The sequence below is a fragment of the Mycobacterium sp. pW045 genome (genome assembly GCF_041287085.1).
Lineage (GTDB): Bacteria > Actinomycetota > Actinomycetes > Mycobacteriales > Mycobacteriaceae > Mycobacterium > Mycobacterium algericum_A.
On record NZ_JBGGKU010000011.1, the window covers coordinates 96,775 to 110,154 of the forward strand.

General features: G+C 69.6%; 14 protein-coding genes. 8 read left to right on the forward strand and 6 right to left on the reverse strand.

Features of this window, described 5'->3' with window-relative positions:
• Nucleotides 1-123 precede the first annotated feature (123 nt).
• The 3 genes from ACAG20_RS17585 to ACAG20_RS17595 all read left to right on the forward strand — a co-directional run bounded on the left by ACAG20_RS17585 (nucleotide 124) and on the right by ACAG20_RS17595 (nucleotide 4,859).
• Nucleotides 124-1,455 carry a DEAD/DEAH box helicase gene (locus ACAG20_RS17585; protein WP_370493497.1) on the forward strand — a complete coding sequence of 444 codons (1,332 nt, stop codon included), beginning with the start codon at nucleotides 124-126 and terminating at the stop codon, nucleotides 1,453-1,455.
• Between the two features lie 106 nt (nucleotides 1,456-1,561).
• Complete coding sequence (locus ACAG20_RS17590; RefSeq protein ID WP_112688730.1) at nucleotides 1,562-2,722, forward strand: acyl-CoA dehydrogenase family protein; 1,161 nt, start codon at nucleotides 1,562-1,564, stop codon at nucleotides 2,720-2,722.
• 238 nt (nucleotides 2,723-2,960) lie between these two features.
• Complete coding sequence (locus ACAG20_RS17595) at nucleotides 2,961-4,859, forward strand: LGFP repeat-containing protein (RefSeq protein ID WP_370493572.1); 1,899 nt, start codon at nucleotides 2,961-2,963, stop codon at nucleotides 4,857-4,859.
• On the opposite strand, the gene ACAG20_RS17600 is transcribed toward ACAG20_RS17595, so the two are convergent.
• The 3 genes from ACAG20_RS17600 to ACAG20_RS17610 are packed head-to-tail and all read right to left on the reverse strand — an operon-like array spanning nucleotide 4,860 to nucleotide 6,988.
• Complete coding sequence (locus ACAG20_RS17600) at nucleotides 4,860-5,312, reverse strand: nuclear transport factor 2 family protein (RefSeq protein ID WP_370493498.1); 453 nt, start codon at nucleotides 5,310-5,312, stop codon at nucleotides 4,860-4,862.
• A 21-nt stretch (nucleotides 5,313-5,333) separates the two neighbouring features.
• Nucleotides 5,334-6,317, reverse strand: a complete 984-nt coding sequence (locus tag ACAG20_RS17605; protein ID WP_370493499.1) for an NAD(P)H-dependent flavin oxidoreductase — start codon at nucleotides 6,315-6,317, stop codon at nucleotides 5,334-5,336.
• Nucleotides 6,314-6,988, reverse strand: coding sequence for a helix-turn-helix transcriptional regulator (locus tag ACAG20_RS17610; RefSeq protein ID WP_370493500.1), 675 nt, complete (start codon nucleotides 6,986-6,988; stop codon nucleotides 6,314-6,316). Before ACAG20_RS17610 ends, ACAG20_RS17605 begins: the two co-directional genes overlap by 4 nt.
• 88 nt (nucleotides 6,989-7,076) lie before the next feature.
• On the opposite strand from ACAG20_RS17610, the gene folE reads away from it, so the two are divergent.
• A complete protein-coding gene (gene folE, locus ACAG20_RS17615; protein ID WP_370493501.1) occupies nucleotides 7,077-7,682 on the forward strand; it encodes a GTP cyclohydrolase I FolE in 606 nt (201 codons plus the stop codon).
• 16 nt (nucleotides 7,683-7,698) lie between these two features.
• Here the strand turns inward: folE and lexA are convergent, their stop codons facing one another.
• Nucleotides 7,699-8,382 (reverse strand): transcriptional repressor LexA, encoded by a 684-nt coding sequence (lexA, locus tag ACAG20_RS17620; protein WP_112687289.1) that lies wholly within the window; start codon nucleotides 8,380-8,382, stop codon nucleotides 7,699-7,701.
• A gap of 212 nt (nucleotides 8,383-8,594) precedes the next feature.
• Here lexA and ACAG20_RS17625 point away from each other — a divergent pair, with 212 nt between their 5' ends.
• The 3 genes from ACAG20_RS17625 to ACAG20_RS17635 all read left to right on the forward strand — a co-directional run bounded on the left by ACAG20_RS17625 (nucleotide 8,595) and on the right by ACAG20_RS17635 (nucleotide 10,230).
• Nucleotides 8,595-9,095, forward strand: a complete 501-nt coding sequence (locus tag ACAG20_RS17625; protein WP_370493502.1) for a LysM peptidoglycan-binding domain-containing protein — start codon at nucleotides 8,595-8,597, stop codon at nucleotides 9,093-9,095.
• A gap of 148 nt (nucleotides 9,096-9,243) precedes the next feature.
• Nucleotides 9,244-9,708: a transcriptional regulator NrdR gene (gene nrdR / locus ACAG20_RS17630; protein WP_041319945.1), complete on the forward strand. Its 465-nt coding sequence runs from the start codon at nucleotides 9,244-9,246 to the stop codon at nucleotides 9,706-9,708.
• Between the two features lie 36 nt (nucleotides 9,709-9,744).
• On the forward strand, nucleotides 9,745-10,230 hold the full coding sequence (locus ACAG20_RS17635; protein ID WP_370493503.1) for a peroxynitrite isomerase: 486 nt from the start codon (nucleotides 9,745-9,747) through the stop codon (nucleotides 10,228-10,230).
• 9 nt (nucleotides 10,231-10,239) lie between these two features.
• On the opposite strand, the gene ACAG20_RS17640 is transcribed toward ACAG20_RS17635, so the two are convergent.
• Nucleotides 10,240-11,223: a proteasome assembly chaperone family protein gene (locus ACAG20_RS17640; RefSeq protein WP_370493504.1), complete on the reverse strand. Its 984-nt coding sequence runs from the start codon at nucleotides 11,221-11,223 to the stop codon at nucleotides 10,240-10,242.
• 286 nt (nucleotides 11,224-11,509) lie between these two features.
• On the opposite strand from ACAG20_RS17640, the gene ACAG20_RS17645 reads away from it, so the two are divergent.
• The gene (locus ACAG20_RS17645; protein WP_370493505.1) at nucleotides 11,510-12,568 is read left to right on the forward strand and encodes a DUF4192 domain-containing protein; all 1,059 of its coding nucleotides are present in this window, start codon (nucleotides 11,510-11,512) and stop codon (nucleotides 12,566-12,568) included.
• Nucleotides 12,569-12,578: 10 nt separating this feature from the next.
• Here the strand turns inward: ACAG20_RS17645 and ACAG20_RS17650 are convergent, their stop codons facing one another.
• The gene (locus ACAG20_RS17650) at nucleotides 12,579-13,271 is read right to left on the reverse strand and encodes a metal-dependent transcriptional regulator (protein ID WP_013829383.1); all 693 of its coding nucleotides are present in this window, start codon (nucleotides 13,269-13,271) and stop codon (nucleotides 12,579-12,581) included.
• Nucleotides 13,272-13,380: the final 109 nt, after the last annotated feature.

The window sequence follows — 13,380 nt, forward strand, 5'->3', positions numbered from 1 at the left end:
CCAGCACAAGCTCTTCTCGCGGCGATCGATTTTGCCCACCGGCAATCTCGCCACTTTGCGCCGCCGGCACCCGACCTCTTATGGCTCCAGCAGCGCAACCGATGCCGGAAAGGCACCGCACTCATGACTGAATCTTCTGTATCCTTTGGCTCCCTCGGCGTGCCCGCCCCACTGGTGGCGGCGCTGCACGACAACGAGATCACCACGCCGTTTCCGATCCAGATCCATACCCTGCCCGACACCCTGGCCGGGCGCGACGTGCTGGGTCGCGGAAAGACGGGCAGCGGCAAGACACTGGCGTTCTCAATTCCGTTGGTAGCCGGGCTGGCCGACACCAGCCGACGCCCGAACCGGCCGTCGGGCCTGGTGCTCGCGCCCACCCGGGAGTTGGCCACCCAGATCACCGCGACGGTCAAACCGCTTGCGGCGGCTTACGGCTTGAAGGTCACCACCATCTTCGGCGGGGTGGCGCAGAGCCGGCAGGAGACGGCGCTGCGCGGCGGCGTCGACATCGTGGTGGCCTGCCCGGGGCGCCTCGAAGACCTGATGAAGCAGAAGCTGATCAGCCTGGATGCCGTGCAGATCACGGTGCTCGACGAAGCCGACCACATGGCCGACCTCGGATTCCTACCGGGCGTCACGCGGATTCTGGCCGCTACCCCGGCCACCGGTCAGCGACTGCTGTTCTCGGCGACCCTCGACAACGGCGTGGACAAGCTGGTGCGGCGCTTCCTGCACGATCCGGTGTCGCATTCGGTCGATGACGTCGCAGCGCCGCCGCCGGCCATGACACATCACGTGTTTCACGTCGCGGGGGCGGCGGACAAGAGGGATCTGGTGCACCGGTTGGCGTCCGGCAGCGGTCGCCGAATCCTGTTCATGCGCACCAAACATCAGGCCCGCAAGCTCGCCAAGCAACTGACCGAGTCCGGCATCCCCTCAGTGGACCTGCACGGCAACCTGTCTCAGCCCGCGCGGGACCGCAACCTGGCCGCGTTCAGCGCCGGGTCGGCTCGGGTGCTGGTGGCCACCGACATCGCTGCGCGCGGCGTGCACGTCGATGAGGTGCAGCTGGTGGTCCACGTCGACCCGCCGGCCGAACACAAGGCCTACCTTCACCGCTCGGGCCGCACCGCACGTGCCGGCAGCGCCGGCGACGTGGTAACCGTGGTGTTGCCCGAACAGCGCAAGGACACCCAGGTACTGCTGCGCCGGGCCGGGATCACCGTCGCCCCGCAACAGGTCGGCATCGACTCGACGGCGGTGCAAGCGTTGGTCGGCGACATCGCCCCGTTGCAGATGCCCGTCCCCATGGCGGCCCCGCCGCCGCGGCCCGCTTCGCCGAAGAACCGCGGATCGGGCAGCGCCCGCCGGCGTCGCGCCGCGGCGCCGGGAGCCGCCCAGCGACCGGCACGGCGGGGCGGGCCGCGCCGTACCGGGGCGGACGCGCGGTAGTCCGCACCGGGCACTGAAGCCCGCTTCAGCGCAGGCCTCTGACCTCCCAACCATCCGGTTGGTCTATTGTCGTCGGAAAGATTCCGTCGATCTCGGAGGTCAGGCGATGAGCGCCGCAGTCAAGTACCAGCGAACCCTGTTCGAGCCCGAGCACGAGCTGTTCCGGGAGTCCTACCGGGCGTTTCTGGACCGCCACGTCGCGCCGCACCACGAGGAGTGGGAGAAGGCCAAGATCGTCGACCGCGGTGTCTGGCTCGAAGCCGGCAAGCAGGGCTTCTTGGGCATGGCGGTGCCCGAGGAGTACGGCGGCGGCGGCAACCCGGACTTCCGCTACAACACGATCATCACCGAAGAGACCACCGCCGGTCGCTACAGCGGCATCGGTTTCAGCCTGCACAACGACGTCTGTGCCCCCTACCTGCTGGAGTTGTGCAACGAGGAGCAGAAGCAGCGTTGGCTGCCGAAGTTCTGCACCGGTGAGCTGATCACCGCGATCGCGATGACCGAACCGGGCACCGGCAGCGACCTCCAGGGCATCAAGACCCGGGCGGTCAAGCAGGGCGACCACTACGTGCTCAACGGGTCCAAGACCTTCATCACCAACGGCATCCACTCCGACCTGGTGATCGTGGTCGCCCAGACCGACCCGGAGAAGGGCGCCCAGGGCTTCAGCCTGTTGGTGGTGGAGCGCGGCATGGCCGGCTTCGAACGCGGCCGCCACCTGGACAAGATCGGGCTGGACGCCCAGGACACCGCCGAGCTGTCGTTCACCGACGTGCACGTGCCGGTGGAGAACCTGCTGGGCCAGGAGGGTATGGGCTTCATCTATCTGATGCAGAACCTGCCGCAGGAGCGGATCTCCATCGCGATCATGGCCGCAGCGGCAATGGAGGCCACGCTGGAGCAGACGATCACCTACACCAAGGAGCGCAAGGCGTTCGGAAAGCCGATCGGCAGCTTCCAGAACAGCCGGTTCCTACTCGCCGAGCTGGCCACCGAGGCCACCGTGGTGCGGATGATGGTCGATGAGTTCATCCGGCTGCACCTGGACAAGCAGCTGACGGCGGAGCAGGCGGCGATGGCCAAGTGGTACAGCACCGAGAAGCAGGTCCACTTGATCGACCGCTGCCTGCAATTGCACGGCGGCTACGGCTACATGCGCGAATATCCGATCGCGCGGGCCTACCTGGATGCGCGGGTGCAGACCATCTACGGCGGCACCACTGAGATCATGAAAGAGATCATCGGCCGCAGCCTGGGCGTCTGACTCTAACAGGCGAGGCCCTGACCTGCGTATTCAGTCGCGGGCAGGGCCTCGTCGTCGCTATGCGGGTCGGCAACTTTTCGGCATCGGGTGGGTATCTGTTTCCGCAATATCGATGACTTCGCTTCGCAATACGGGTCGATTGCGGGAAAGTTTATGCCGGAAACATTTGCGTCGATTGCGGTGCCTGGGAGGGCTGGTGGCTAGTCGGAGAGATCGGTTCGGCAAGACGGCGGTGCGCATGGCGCTCGGCCTCGCGGCGACGGTCACCGTGCTGTTGTCGATGCAGACAGCGGCGGCAACGCCCGACAGCGACGCTCACGACGCCATCACGGCGGCATGGCAGGCGGCCGGGGGTGACGGCTCGCCGCTGGGCCCGCCCAAGGGCGACGTGCATCCGGTCGGTGTCGGCTTCGCGCAGGACTTCGCCGGCGGCACGATCTTCTTCACACCGGAGACCGGGGCCAAGGCGCTGTTCGGCGCGATCCTCGAGAAGTACGAGTCGATGGGTGGGGCGGCGACCGGCGGGCTGGGGTTCCCCAGCAGCGATGAGGTGCCGGGGCTGGTTCCCGACAGCCGGGTGGCCATCTTGTCCGGTGCCGACAACCCGGTGATCTACTGGACGGCCGCACACGGCGCCCACGTGGTGCGCGGCCCGATGAACGCGGCCTGGGACAAGCTGGGCAGCTCCACCGGAGCGCTGGGCGTGCCGGTCGAGGACGAGAAGTACGACGGCGCGGTGGTGACCCAGAAGTTCAGCGCCGGTGCGCTGTCCTTCGACGGCGCGACTCGGACGTTCACCACGGTGCCGCCGGAGTTGGCGGCCCAGCTGGCCGATCTGCAGGTTCAGCTTGATCCGACCGCGGCCATCGACTACGCGTGGCGCGCCACCGGCGGCGCATCGGGCTCGCTCGGGGCCAAGCAGGGCGACCAGTACGTGATCGGCAGCGACGGAGCGGGCCAGGATTTCGCCCGGGGCAAGGTCTACTTCTCCCCGGCGACCGGGGCCTACGCGTTAGACGGCGACGTCCTGGCCAAGTACGAGTCGCTGGGCGGCCCGGCCGGCAGCGATCTGGGCTTCCCGATCACCGGCACGGCCGACGGTGCCATCGCCGGGAGCAAGTTCGCGTCGTTCGCCGCCGACGACGACCCGGTGATCTTCTTCAGCCCCGACAACGGCGCCTTTGTGGTGCGCAGTGCGATGAAGGCGGCCTGGGACAAACTTGATGGTGCTTCAGGAAAGCTCGGCGCCCCGGTGGGCGACCAGACCGTCGACGGAGACGTGGTCTCGCAGAAGTTCACCGGCGGGACGGTGTCGTGGAACCAGGCGAACAACGCCTACAGCACCGAGCCGGCCGATCTCGCGCCGGCGCTGGTGGGCCTGCAGATCCCCGGCATGAACCTGCCGAACGGCAGCACCGCGACCACGACCGGTACCGGCACCGAGACGCACTGGAACTGGTTGTGGGTGCTGATCCCGGTCGCGGTGCTGGCGGTGCTGGGGGCGCTGGCGGGCGCGGCGATGTGGTGGCAGCGGCGCCGGCCGGCCCCGTCGGCCGCACGCCAGCCGGTCGCGGTGCCCGCGCCGGTCAGTGACGACTACGGTGACGATGACGAGCAGTGGGCGCACCATGAACAGCCGGACCACGAGGGCACCGTCCGGTTGCCGAGCCGCTACGGCAGCTCGTCGTCGTTCGGTGCGGCGCCCGAGGCCGAGGCGCCCGGTCAGCCGCTGCCGGAGGCGCCCTGGCTGCGCTACGGCGAGGCCGAGGCCGGCAACGAGCCCGACGACGATGACGACGCCGACACCGCGCCGACCCGGGTGGTGACCGAGGAGGACCTAGGAACCGGTCGGCACGCGGTGGGGCACGGGGCGTCGGCCACCGACTCGGGCTCGACGCAATCACGTGGCTTCGGCTCCGGCCAGCGCAGCTTCGGGGCCGGGGAGTCGGCGCATCCGGTGATGCACCTGCCGCTGGACGACCCCTACCAGCAGCCGGACGGCTACCCGATCAAGGCGAACATCGGCTCGGGGCTCTACTACACGCCGCAGAACGCCCTGTACGACGACACGCTCGCCGAGATCTGGTTCGCCACCGAGGAGGCGGCCCGGCTCAACGGGTTCACCAGGGCGGGCTGATCACCGCAGCGGCAGTGGCGTGTGCTCGTCACTGTCGGTGCGGGGCCCGAAGATCCGTCGCTGATCCTCGGTGATGGCGACGTCGTCGATGCTGGACTCGCGGCGGCTCATCCGGCCGTCGTCGGCGAACTCCCACAGTTCGTTACCGTAGCTGCGCCACCACTGGCCGGTCGTGTCACGGCTTTCGTACTGGTAGCGCACCGCGATTCGGTTGTCCTGGTAGCACCACAGCTCCTTGCGCAGCGCGTAGTCGCGTTCCCGGGCCCACTTGCGTTGCAGGAGCGCGACGATCTCGGCGCGCCCGGTGACGAACTCGTCGCGGTTACGCCATACCGAGTCGTCGGTGTAGGCCTGCGCCACCCGTTCGGGGTCCCGGGTGTTCCAGGCATCTTCGGCGGCTCGGACCTTACGGCGCGCCGACTCCGCATCAAAAGGTGGGCACGGGTCGAACATGGTGACCTCCTCGGTGATTCGTCACGGTGTCAGCCGTGCCAGTGCCTCGGCTGCCGGAACGATGTCATGGATGCGCCGACTGGTCTCGCCGGCGTAGAGCGCTGACCGGTCGACTGCGGCCGGGTCCATTCCGGCCAACGGCAAAGCCGGGGTGTAGAGCGGCACGGCGCTCCGCTGCGCGACCAGCATCGTCCCCAGCGCGCCCAGCGGCATCAGCCGCCCCAGTGGCGCGCCGATCCGGTTGAATGCCCGCACCGCCGGCGGACCGAGTTCGTTTCGCGCACACCAGCGTTCGGTGAGGGCATTGGGAACGACCCGGTGGGCCAGCGGCCAGCCCACCCCGAACAGCATGGTGCGGATGGTTCGTTGCGCATCCAGCACCTTCTGCTTGTAGCCCGGGTGGGCGCGCGACTCCTCGGTGAGCAGAAAGCGGGTCCCGGCGACCGCCCCGACGGCCCCGGCGGCCAGCAGGGCGCGGACGTCGTCGGCGTCGGCGACCCCGCCGGCGGCCAGCACCGGGGCGCCGTCGGCGGCACCGAGCACCTCCGGCAACGTCACGCCGAGCGGTCGATCGGCCACCAGGTGGCCGCCGGCCTCGACGCCCTGCGCCACCAGACCGTCAGCGCCGGCGGCCAGAGCCCGGCGGGTCTGGGCGACATCACCGGCGGTGCACAGCACCGGAATTCGCGCGGCCCGCAGCGCGGTGATCCAGCGCGCGGGAGCACCGTCGTGAAACACCACCAGGGCGGCACCGGCGGCGATGCACGCGTCGATATGGGGCCGGCGGACGAACGGCACCAGCAGATTGGCCGCCACCGGGCGCCCGCCGGCCAGCGCCACGGCGCGGCGCAACTCGGCGGCGAAGCTACGCGGATCGCTGAGCCCGACGGTGCCCAAGCCACCGGCCGCCGACACCGCGGCGGCCAGCTCTGCGCCGGCGACCCCGCCCCCCATTCCGGCCTGCATGACCGGGGCGGTCAGTCCCAGTGACTCCAGCAGGCTCACCGGTGCCCGCGCCTTGGTGCTCGGACGGTGACACAGCACCGCCGCTCTGACGGGGCCAGCGTGGCCCGCCGCGGCGGTTCGCCGGTGCCTTCCAGCATGCCCTCGATCAGTTGCAGGTTCAGACCGCACACCGCTTCGGTGTAGCGACGCGCCAGCCGTTCGAACGGACAGTTGCGCAGCTCGATGTCGCCGGCATCGTTGACCGCCGGCTCGTAGCCGAATTCCCGGAGGGCCTCCAAAACGCCGTGTTCGCTCGCCCCGGCCCGGCCGGCCCGGCGGGCCGCCGCCGAGACCGCCGCGCGCACCGCCGCCGCGTCGTCGTCGGCCATGGCGGTGACCAGCAGGTCGGCCAGCAGCCGGTAGTTGCGGGGCGGCACACTCACCGACAGCTCGTCCCGGGTGCGTGCATAGCGCTTGGCGGGGCGCCCCGCGCCGGGACCGGAGCGGCCGGCCGGCCGCGCGTAGCTCACCGACAGGATCCCGGCCTCGGCCAGTTTGTCGAGGTGGTAGGCGGCCAGTGTGCGGCTGATGCCGGCGGCGGTCGCGGCCTGCTCCCGGGCCACCGGCTCGTCGCACGACGCGACGTAGTGATAGAGCCGCTGCCGTACCGGATCGTCCAGGCTGCTCAACCCGGTCAGCGGATCCGGGTGGCCGCGGCGAGGGGACCTCATCGCCCCAATGTAACACCAAAAATAATTGACAAATAGGGCCTGACGCCGCCAATCTGAACGCAACGATGATCGTCGATGGGGGATTGAGATGTCGGTAGCGGTCTACGCCGATCTGCGAGCCGCCGATCGGCCGGTTCCCGACCTCGATGCCGCCGAGCGGGCCGCCGCGGCGCTGCTGCACGCGCTGGGCATCTCCACCGCCGGTGAAGCGCTTCGGGACACGCCACGGCGGATGGCGCGGGCCTACGCCGAGATGTTCACCCCGACGCCCTTCGAGGCCACCACCTTCCCGAACGAGGAGGGGTACGACGAGCTGGTGCTGGTGCGTGACATCGGGTTCCGGTCGGTCTGCGAGCATCATCTGCTGCCGTTCACCGGCACCGCCTGTGTCGGTTACCTGCCCGGTGACCGGCTCCTGGGTCTGTCCAAGCTGGCTCGGGTGGTCGATTACTTTGCGTGCCGGCCGCAGGTGCAGGAACGGCTCACCAAGCAGGTTGCCGACTGGCTCACCGACCACCTGCAGCCGCGGGCCGTCGGGGTGGTGATCCGCGCCGAGCACACCTGCATGACGTTGCGCGGCGTGCACGCCGGCGGGTCCACGACCGTCACCTCGACCCTTTCGGGCACGCTGCGAAGCGACGACCGCTCCCGCCGGGAGTTCTTCTCGCTGGCCGGCGTTGGCGGCACCGGGTAGCCGCCGAATCGCCCCGTCAGACTTTGCGGATGACCGTGACGACCTTGCCCAGCACCACCGCGTCGTTGCCCGGGATCGGGTCGAAAACCGGGTTGTGCGGCATCAGCCAGACCTGACCGCCGGTGCGCTTGAAGGTCTTGACGGTGGCCTCGCCGTCGATCATCGCGGCGACGATGTCGCCGTTGTCGGCAACGTTCTGCTGGCGTACCACCACCCAGTCGCCATCGCAGATCGCGGCGTCCACCATCGACTCACCGACCACCTTGAGCAGGAACAGCTCGCCTTCGCCCACCAACTCACGCGGGAGCGGGAAGACGTCCTCGACCGCCTCCTCGGCCAGGATCGGGCCACCGGCCGCGATCCGGCCGAGCACCGGTACGAATGTGGGTTCGGGCAGCGCATCCGAGCCGGCGACATCGCTGCGCGGCGCCGCGTCGGAGCCGGCCGCCTCCTCCGGACTGCGGACGTCGACGGCACGGGGTCGATTGGGGTCACGGCGCAGATAGCCCTTGCGCTCGAGCGTGCGCAGCTGGTGGGCGACCGACGACGTCGACGTCAGGCCGACGGCATCGCCGATCTCGCGGATACTCGGCGGGTAGCCCCGCTCGCTCACCGAGGCGCGGATGACGTTCAGAATGGTGCGCTGCCGGGCGGTAAGCGTCGAGTCGGGCGCTGGCGCTGTCTTGCTGCTGTCGCTCATAGCGGCGAATCTAGTCGTCTCGTCGACATTAATCAAACATGTGTTCGAGGTGTGTCGGGCGCACGTTCGAACCGCCGGCCGGCTGTCGGACCCCTTCGCTAATGTTTTCGACAACGAATCGATCACATGTTCGGACATCGAACATACAATCGATTACTATTCGAACAGTCGAGCGAACAGGGTCGCCGACGCCGAGTGAGGGAGAACCGCACATGATGCTCATCGACACGTTCGCTCCGACGTTCGACCCGGCCGAGCGCGCTCCGGTGGGGCCCCGGCGGCGCCCCGTCACGTCGGGTCGGGCGCATGCGGTTCACACCCGGCCGGCGCGAGTGGCGCGGTCGCGCCCGGACGGTGCGCCGCTATCGCATCGCGGTACCGGTGTGCTGATGTCGCGCACGGCGCATCGGCCCCGGCCCGCCAAACCGATCACGCCCGCGACGACCGTGGTGCTCGCCCTGATCGCCGCGGGGATCACGGTGTGGCTCGGTCTCATCGCCCAGTTCGGTGCGACGATGGCCGACGGCGGGTCCGCGGTGCCCGGCGAGCTGGGCGTGGTGCGGGTCCAGGGCGGCGAGACCCTGCAGCACCTGGCGGCCCGGGTCGCACCCGACGCGCCGACCAGCCAGGTCGTCGACCGGATCCGCGAGCTCAACAGCCTCGAGTCGGCGGCGCTGGAGGCCGGCCAGACGTTGATCGCGCCGATCGGCTGAGTGGCCGTCGATGTCCGGTCGGTCGCGGCATGCGGGCAGCACGGCGCGCCGCCCGGCGGCCGCGCAGGTACGCTCACAGTTGTCCCAGTGGCCGGTTTCGCCGCAACGCTTGCAGGTGTCCGGCTCTCGGCACGGCGAAGGAGCGGCCATGCATTGCCCGTTTTGTCGCCATCCAGACTCCCGGGTGGTGGATTCCCGCGAAACCGACGAAGGCCAGGCCATCCGCCGCCGTCGGTCCTGCCCGGAATGCGGTCGGCGCTTTTCCACCGTGGAGACCGCGGTACTGGCGGTGGTCAAACGCAGCGGTGTCACCGAGCCGTTCAGTCGCGAAAAGGTCATCAGCGGGGTGCGCCGGGCGTGTCAGGGCCGCCAGGTCGACGACGATGCGCTGAATCTACTGGCCCAACAGGTAGAGGACGCGGTGCGCGCGGCGGGCTCACCGGAGATCCCCAGCCACGAGGTGGGATTGGCGATTCTGGGTCCGCTGCGCGAACTCGACGAGGTCGCCTACCTGCGTTTCGCCTCGGTGTACCGCTCGTTCTCGTCGGCGGCTGACTTCGAGCGGGAGATCGAAGCGCTGCGTGAGCACCGCCAGGTGCCCACCACCGGTTGAGGCTCGCGGTGTCGCGGCGCGCACTACGCTGGCCCCATGGCACCAGAGCTGCACCCGAACCTTGGGGAGCTGGCACCGCTGCTGGGCACCTGGTCGGGCCGGGGCCGCGGGGTGTACCCCACCATCGCCTCGTTCGACTACCTCGAAGAGGTGACCTTCTCCCACGTCGGTAAACCGTTTCTGGTCTACGGCCAGAAGACCAAGTCGGCGGCCGACGGACTGCCGCTGCACGCCGAGACCGGCTATCTGCGGGTGCCGCAACCCGGCCGGATCGAATGGGTTCTGGCGCACCCGAGCGGCATCACCGAGATCGAGGTGGGCCGCTACCGCGTGACCGCGGACGGCGTCGAACTCGAGATGTCGGCGCCGACGATCGGGCTGGCCCCCACGGCCAAGGAGGTGACGGCACTGAGCCGCCACTACCGCCTCGCGGGTGACGAGTTGTCTTACACCCTGGACATGGGAGCCGTCGGAGAGCCGGCGCAGAACCATCTGACCGCCGCGCTGCGGCGAACGGGATAGGCCCGCCCGTCAGGCGGTGCCGTCGTCGCCGCGGTCCTTCCTGGCCTCCTGGGCCAGGAACCGCTCAAACTCGGCACCGAGTTCGTCGGCGCTGGGCAGCTCCTCGTCGCGGGCCAGCAGCGAGCGATTCTCCTGGGCGGCGATGAAGGCGTCGTACTGGCGTTCCAGCGCCGTCACCACTTGCGCCACCTCGGCGCTCGCTTCGACCTGTTCGTCGATCTTGGCCCGGATGTCGGCCGCGGCCTGGCTGAGTTCGCTCAGCGGCAGCTGCAACGAGCCGGTTTGTGCCGCCTGCCGCAACAGCGCCTCGGCGGCCTCGGGGTAGTCGGTCTGTGACACATAGTGCGGCACGTGCACGGTGAACCCGACCACCTCGTGGCCGTGCTGGGCCATCCGGTACTCCAGCAGGTTGGACGCACTGCCCGGGACCTGCACCTCGGCGATCCACGGAGTGAAGTCGGCGATCAACTCACGGTTGTTGGAGTGCGCCGTCAGCGTCACTGGGCGGGTGTGCGGGACCGCCATCGGGATGGTGCCCAGCCCGATGGTCCGCCGCACGCCGAGCCGCTCGGCCAGCAGCCGGACCGCGGTGATGAATCGCTCCCACTTGAGGTCGGGCTCCATGCCGGCCAGCAGCAGAAACGGCGTCCCCGCACTGTCACGCAACGCGTACAAGCTCAACTCGGGTTCGGCGTAGTGGGTGAAACGGTCGGTCTTGAACGTCATCACCGGCCGGCGGGACCGGTAGTCGAGCAGGTCGTCGATGGCAAACGACGCCACCAGTTCACTGTCGAGGGCGCTCTTGAGGTGGCCGGCCGCCAGCCGGATCGCATGGCCGGCGTCGGAGAAACCCTCCAGCGCGTGGATCAGCACCGGACCTTCGCCGTCCGGCGATGTCAGCTGCGGCGCCGGAACCTCAAGTTCGTACATGCCGCCCTGCTGGGCCTGGTAGTGCCGGTCCCGGTCGGAGCCGGTATCCGGGTGCTCGGCCATTGCCTTCGCCTCCTCGTCGTGCGGATCTCGATGCGGATCGCGCTGTCCATTTTCCCCTACGTCAGGCCGCACCGGAAAACGATGCGCGGATGTCAGCGAAAACGCCCGGTCAGCCCGGCCCCATTCCCGACGGGACCGGAGTTCGCCCAACGAGAAATTCCCGCTTCGGCGGCTGCCCACACCCTCGAGCAGCCGTCGGCTCACAGTTGCCGGTTCATCCACAATGCGGTCGCGGACGCCACGCGGGCGCGCCCCGATGACGGTGGGTGTCGTCAACGTTGCTGCCATGACGACGAAGCAACCCGAATTCACCCTGAACCGCCCCGCAGCGCTGATCGCGGCGCTGCCGGCCATCCTCGGCTTCGTGCCGGAGAAATCCTTGATCCTGGTATCGGTCGACGGCCGCGAGTTGGGCTCGGTGCTGCGGGTTGACTTGTCCGACGGCATCGCCGACACCGTCGGCCACCTCGCCGATGTCGCGGCGGCCGCCGCCCCGGCCGGGGCCATCGTGGTGATCGTCGATGCGGCGGGGGCGTGCTGCCCGGTCTGCAACGACGAGCACCGCCGACTGGTCGATGCCCTGTCGCAGGAGTTGACGCGCAACGGCATCGCGCTGCTCGGCGCGCACGTGGTGGACCGAGTGGCGCACGGTGGGCGCTGGCACTGCATCGACGGCTGCGGCGCGGGCGGCCCGGTCGACGATCCGGAAGCCTCTCCGCTGGCTGCTGCCGCCGTGCTGGAGGGCCGGCGGCTGTATCGGCGCCGAGCGGATCTGCAGGCGGTGATCATCCCCGACGACGCGGCGCGCCGTGCCGCGGTGGCAGCGGTGATCGACGATCATGCGGCGGACCGGGCCGCAGCGAGCCAGGCCGATGGACATCGCCAGGCCCGCCGCGACGTCGAGCAGATGCTGGCTGCCGTCGTCGCGCTGGCCGGCGGCCGGGAGCCGAGTGAACCGGAGCTGGCCCGGCTGGGATGCTCGCTGACCGACGTGCTGGTACGGGACACGCTGTGCGCGTTGGCCATCAGCGAGCACGCCGCCGACGCCGAGACGCTGTGGTCGATACTGGCCCGCACGCTGCCCGAGCCGTGGCGGGCCGACGCGCTGGTGCTGCTGGCGTTCAGCGCCTATGCGCGCGGTGACGGACCGCTGGCAGGGGTGTCGCTGGAGGCAGCGTTGCGCTGCATGCCGGACCACCGGATGGCGGGTCTGCTCGACACGGCGCTGCAGTCGGGACTGCGGCCCGACCGGATCCGCGGGCTGGCCGATACCGGCTATCGGCTGGCCGGCCGGCTCGGGGTGTCGCTGCCGCAGCGGCAGGGTTTCGGTCGACGGGCCGGCTGAGACGAACCGATCAGACCTTCTGCACCTTGACGGCGTGCGCCATCGCGTACGGCAGGCTGACGTCGGTGTGGCCGGGCATGACGATCGTCACGCCGTCCTCCGCGTCGGCTTCGACGGTCACCCGGGCGTTAGGCACCACACCGGCGTCCTTCAGCCGGGTGATCAAGTCGATGTCACCCTGGACGTGTTCGGTGAGCTGGCGAACCACCACGGCCACCGGCGAGCCGGCCGGCAGCTCGGTCAACCGCACCAGGTCGGTCTCCCGCGGTCCGGCGTCCGAGCCGAAGCCGAGGTCGGGCAGGCCGGGAATCGGGTTGCCGAACGGTGAGGTCGTCGGGTTGTCGAGCACCTTGACCAGGCGGCGCTCGACGTCCTCGCTCATCACGTGTTCCCAACGGCAGGCCTCGGCGTGCACCTCTTCCAGCGGCAGCCCGATGATGTCGACCAGCAGGCGCTCGGCCAGCCGGTGCTTGCGCATCACCGAGACTGCCAGGGCGCGGCCCTTCTCGGTGAGTTCGAGGTGACGGTCACCGGCCACCCGCAGCAGGCCGTCGCGTTCCATGCGAGACACCGTCTGGCTGACGGTCGGGCCACTTTGCTCCAGGCGCTCGGCGATCCGAGCTCGCAGCGGCGTGACACCCTCTTCCTCAAGGTCATAGATCGTCCTGAGGTACATCTCCGTGGTATCAACCAACTCGTTCATTCGGGCCCTTCCGTCCCCGACGAGTCTACTTGGCGGCGGCGGCGTGGTCAGCCAGCGACAGCTGACCGGCCCGGGCGCTGCGCGGTTGCGCCGGGCCACCGCAACGGTG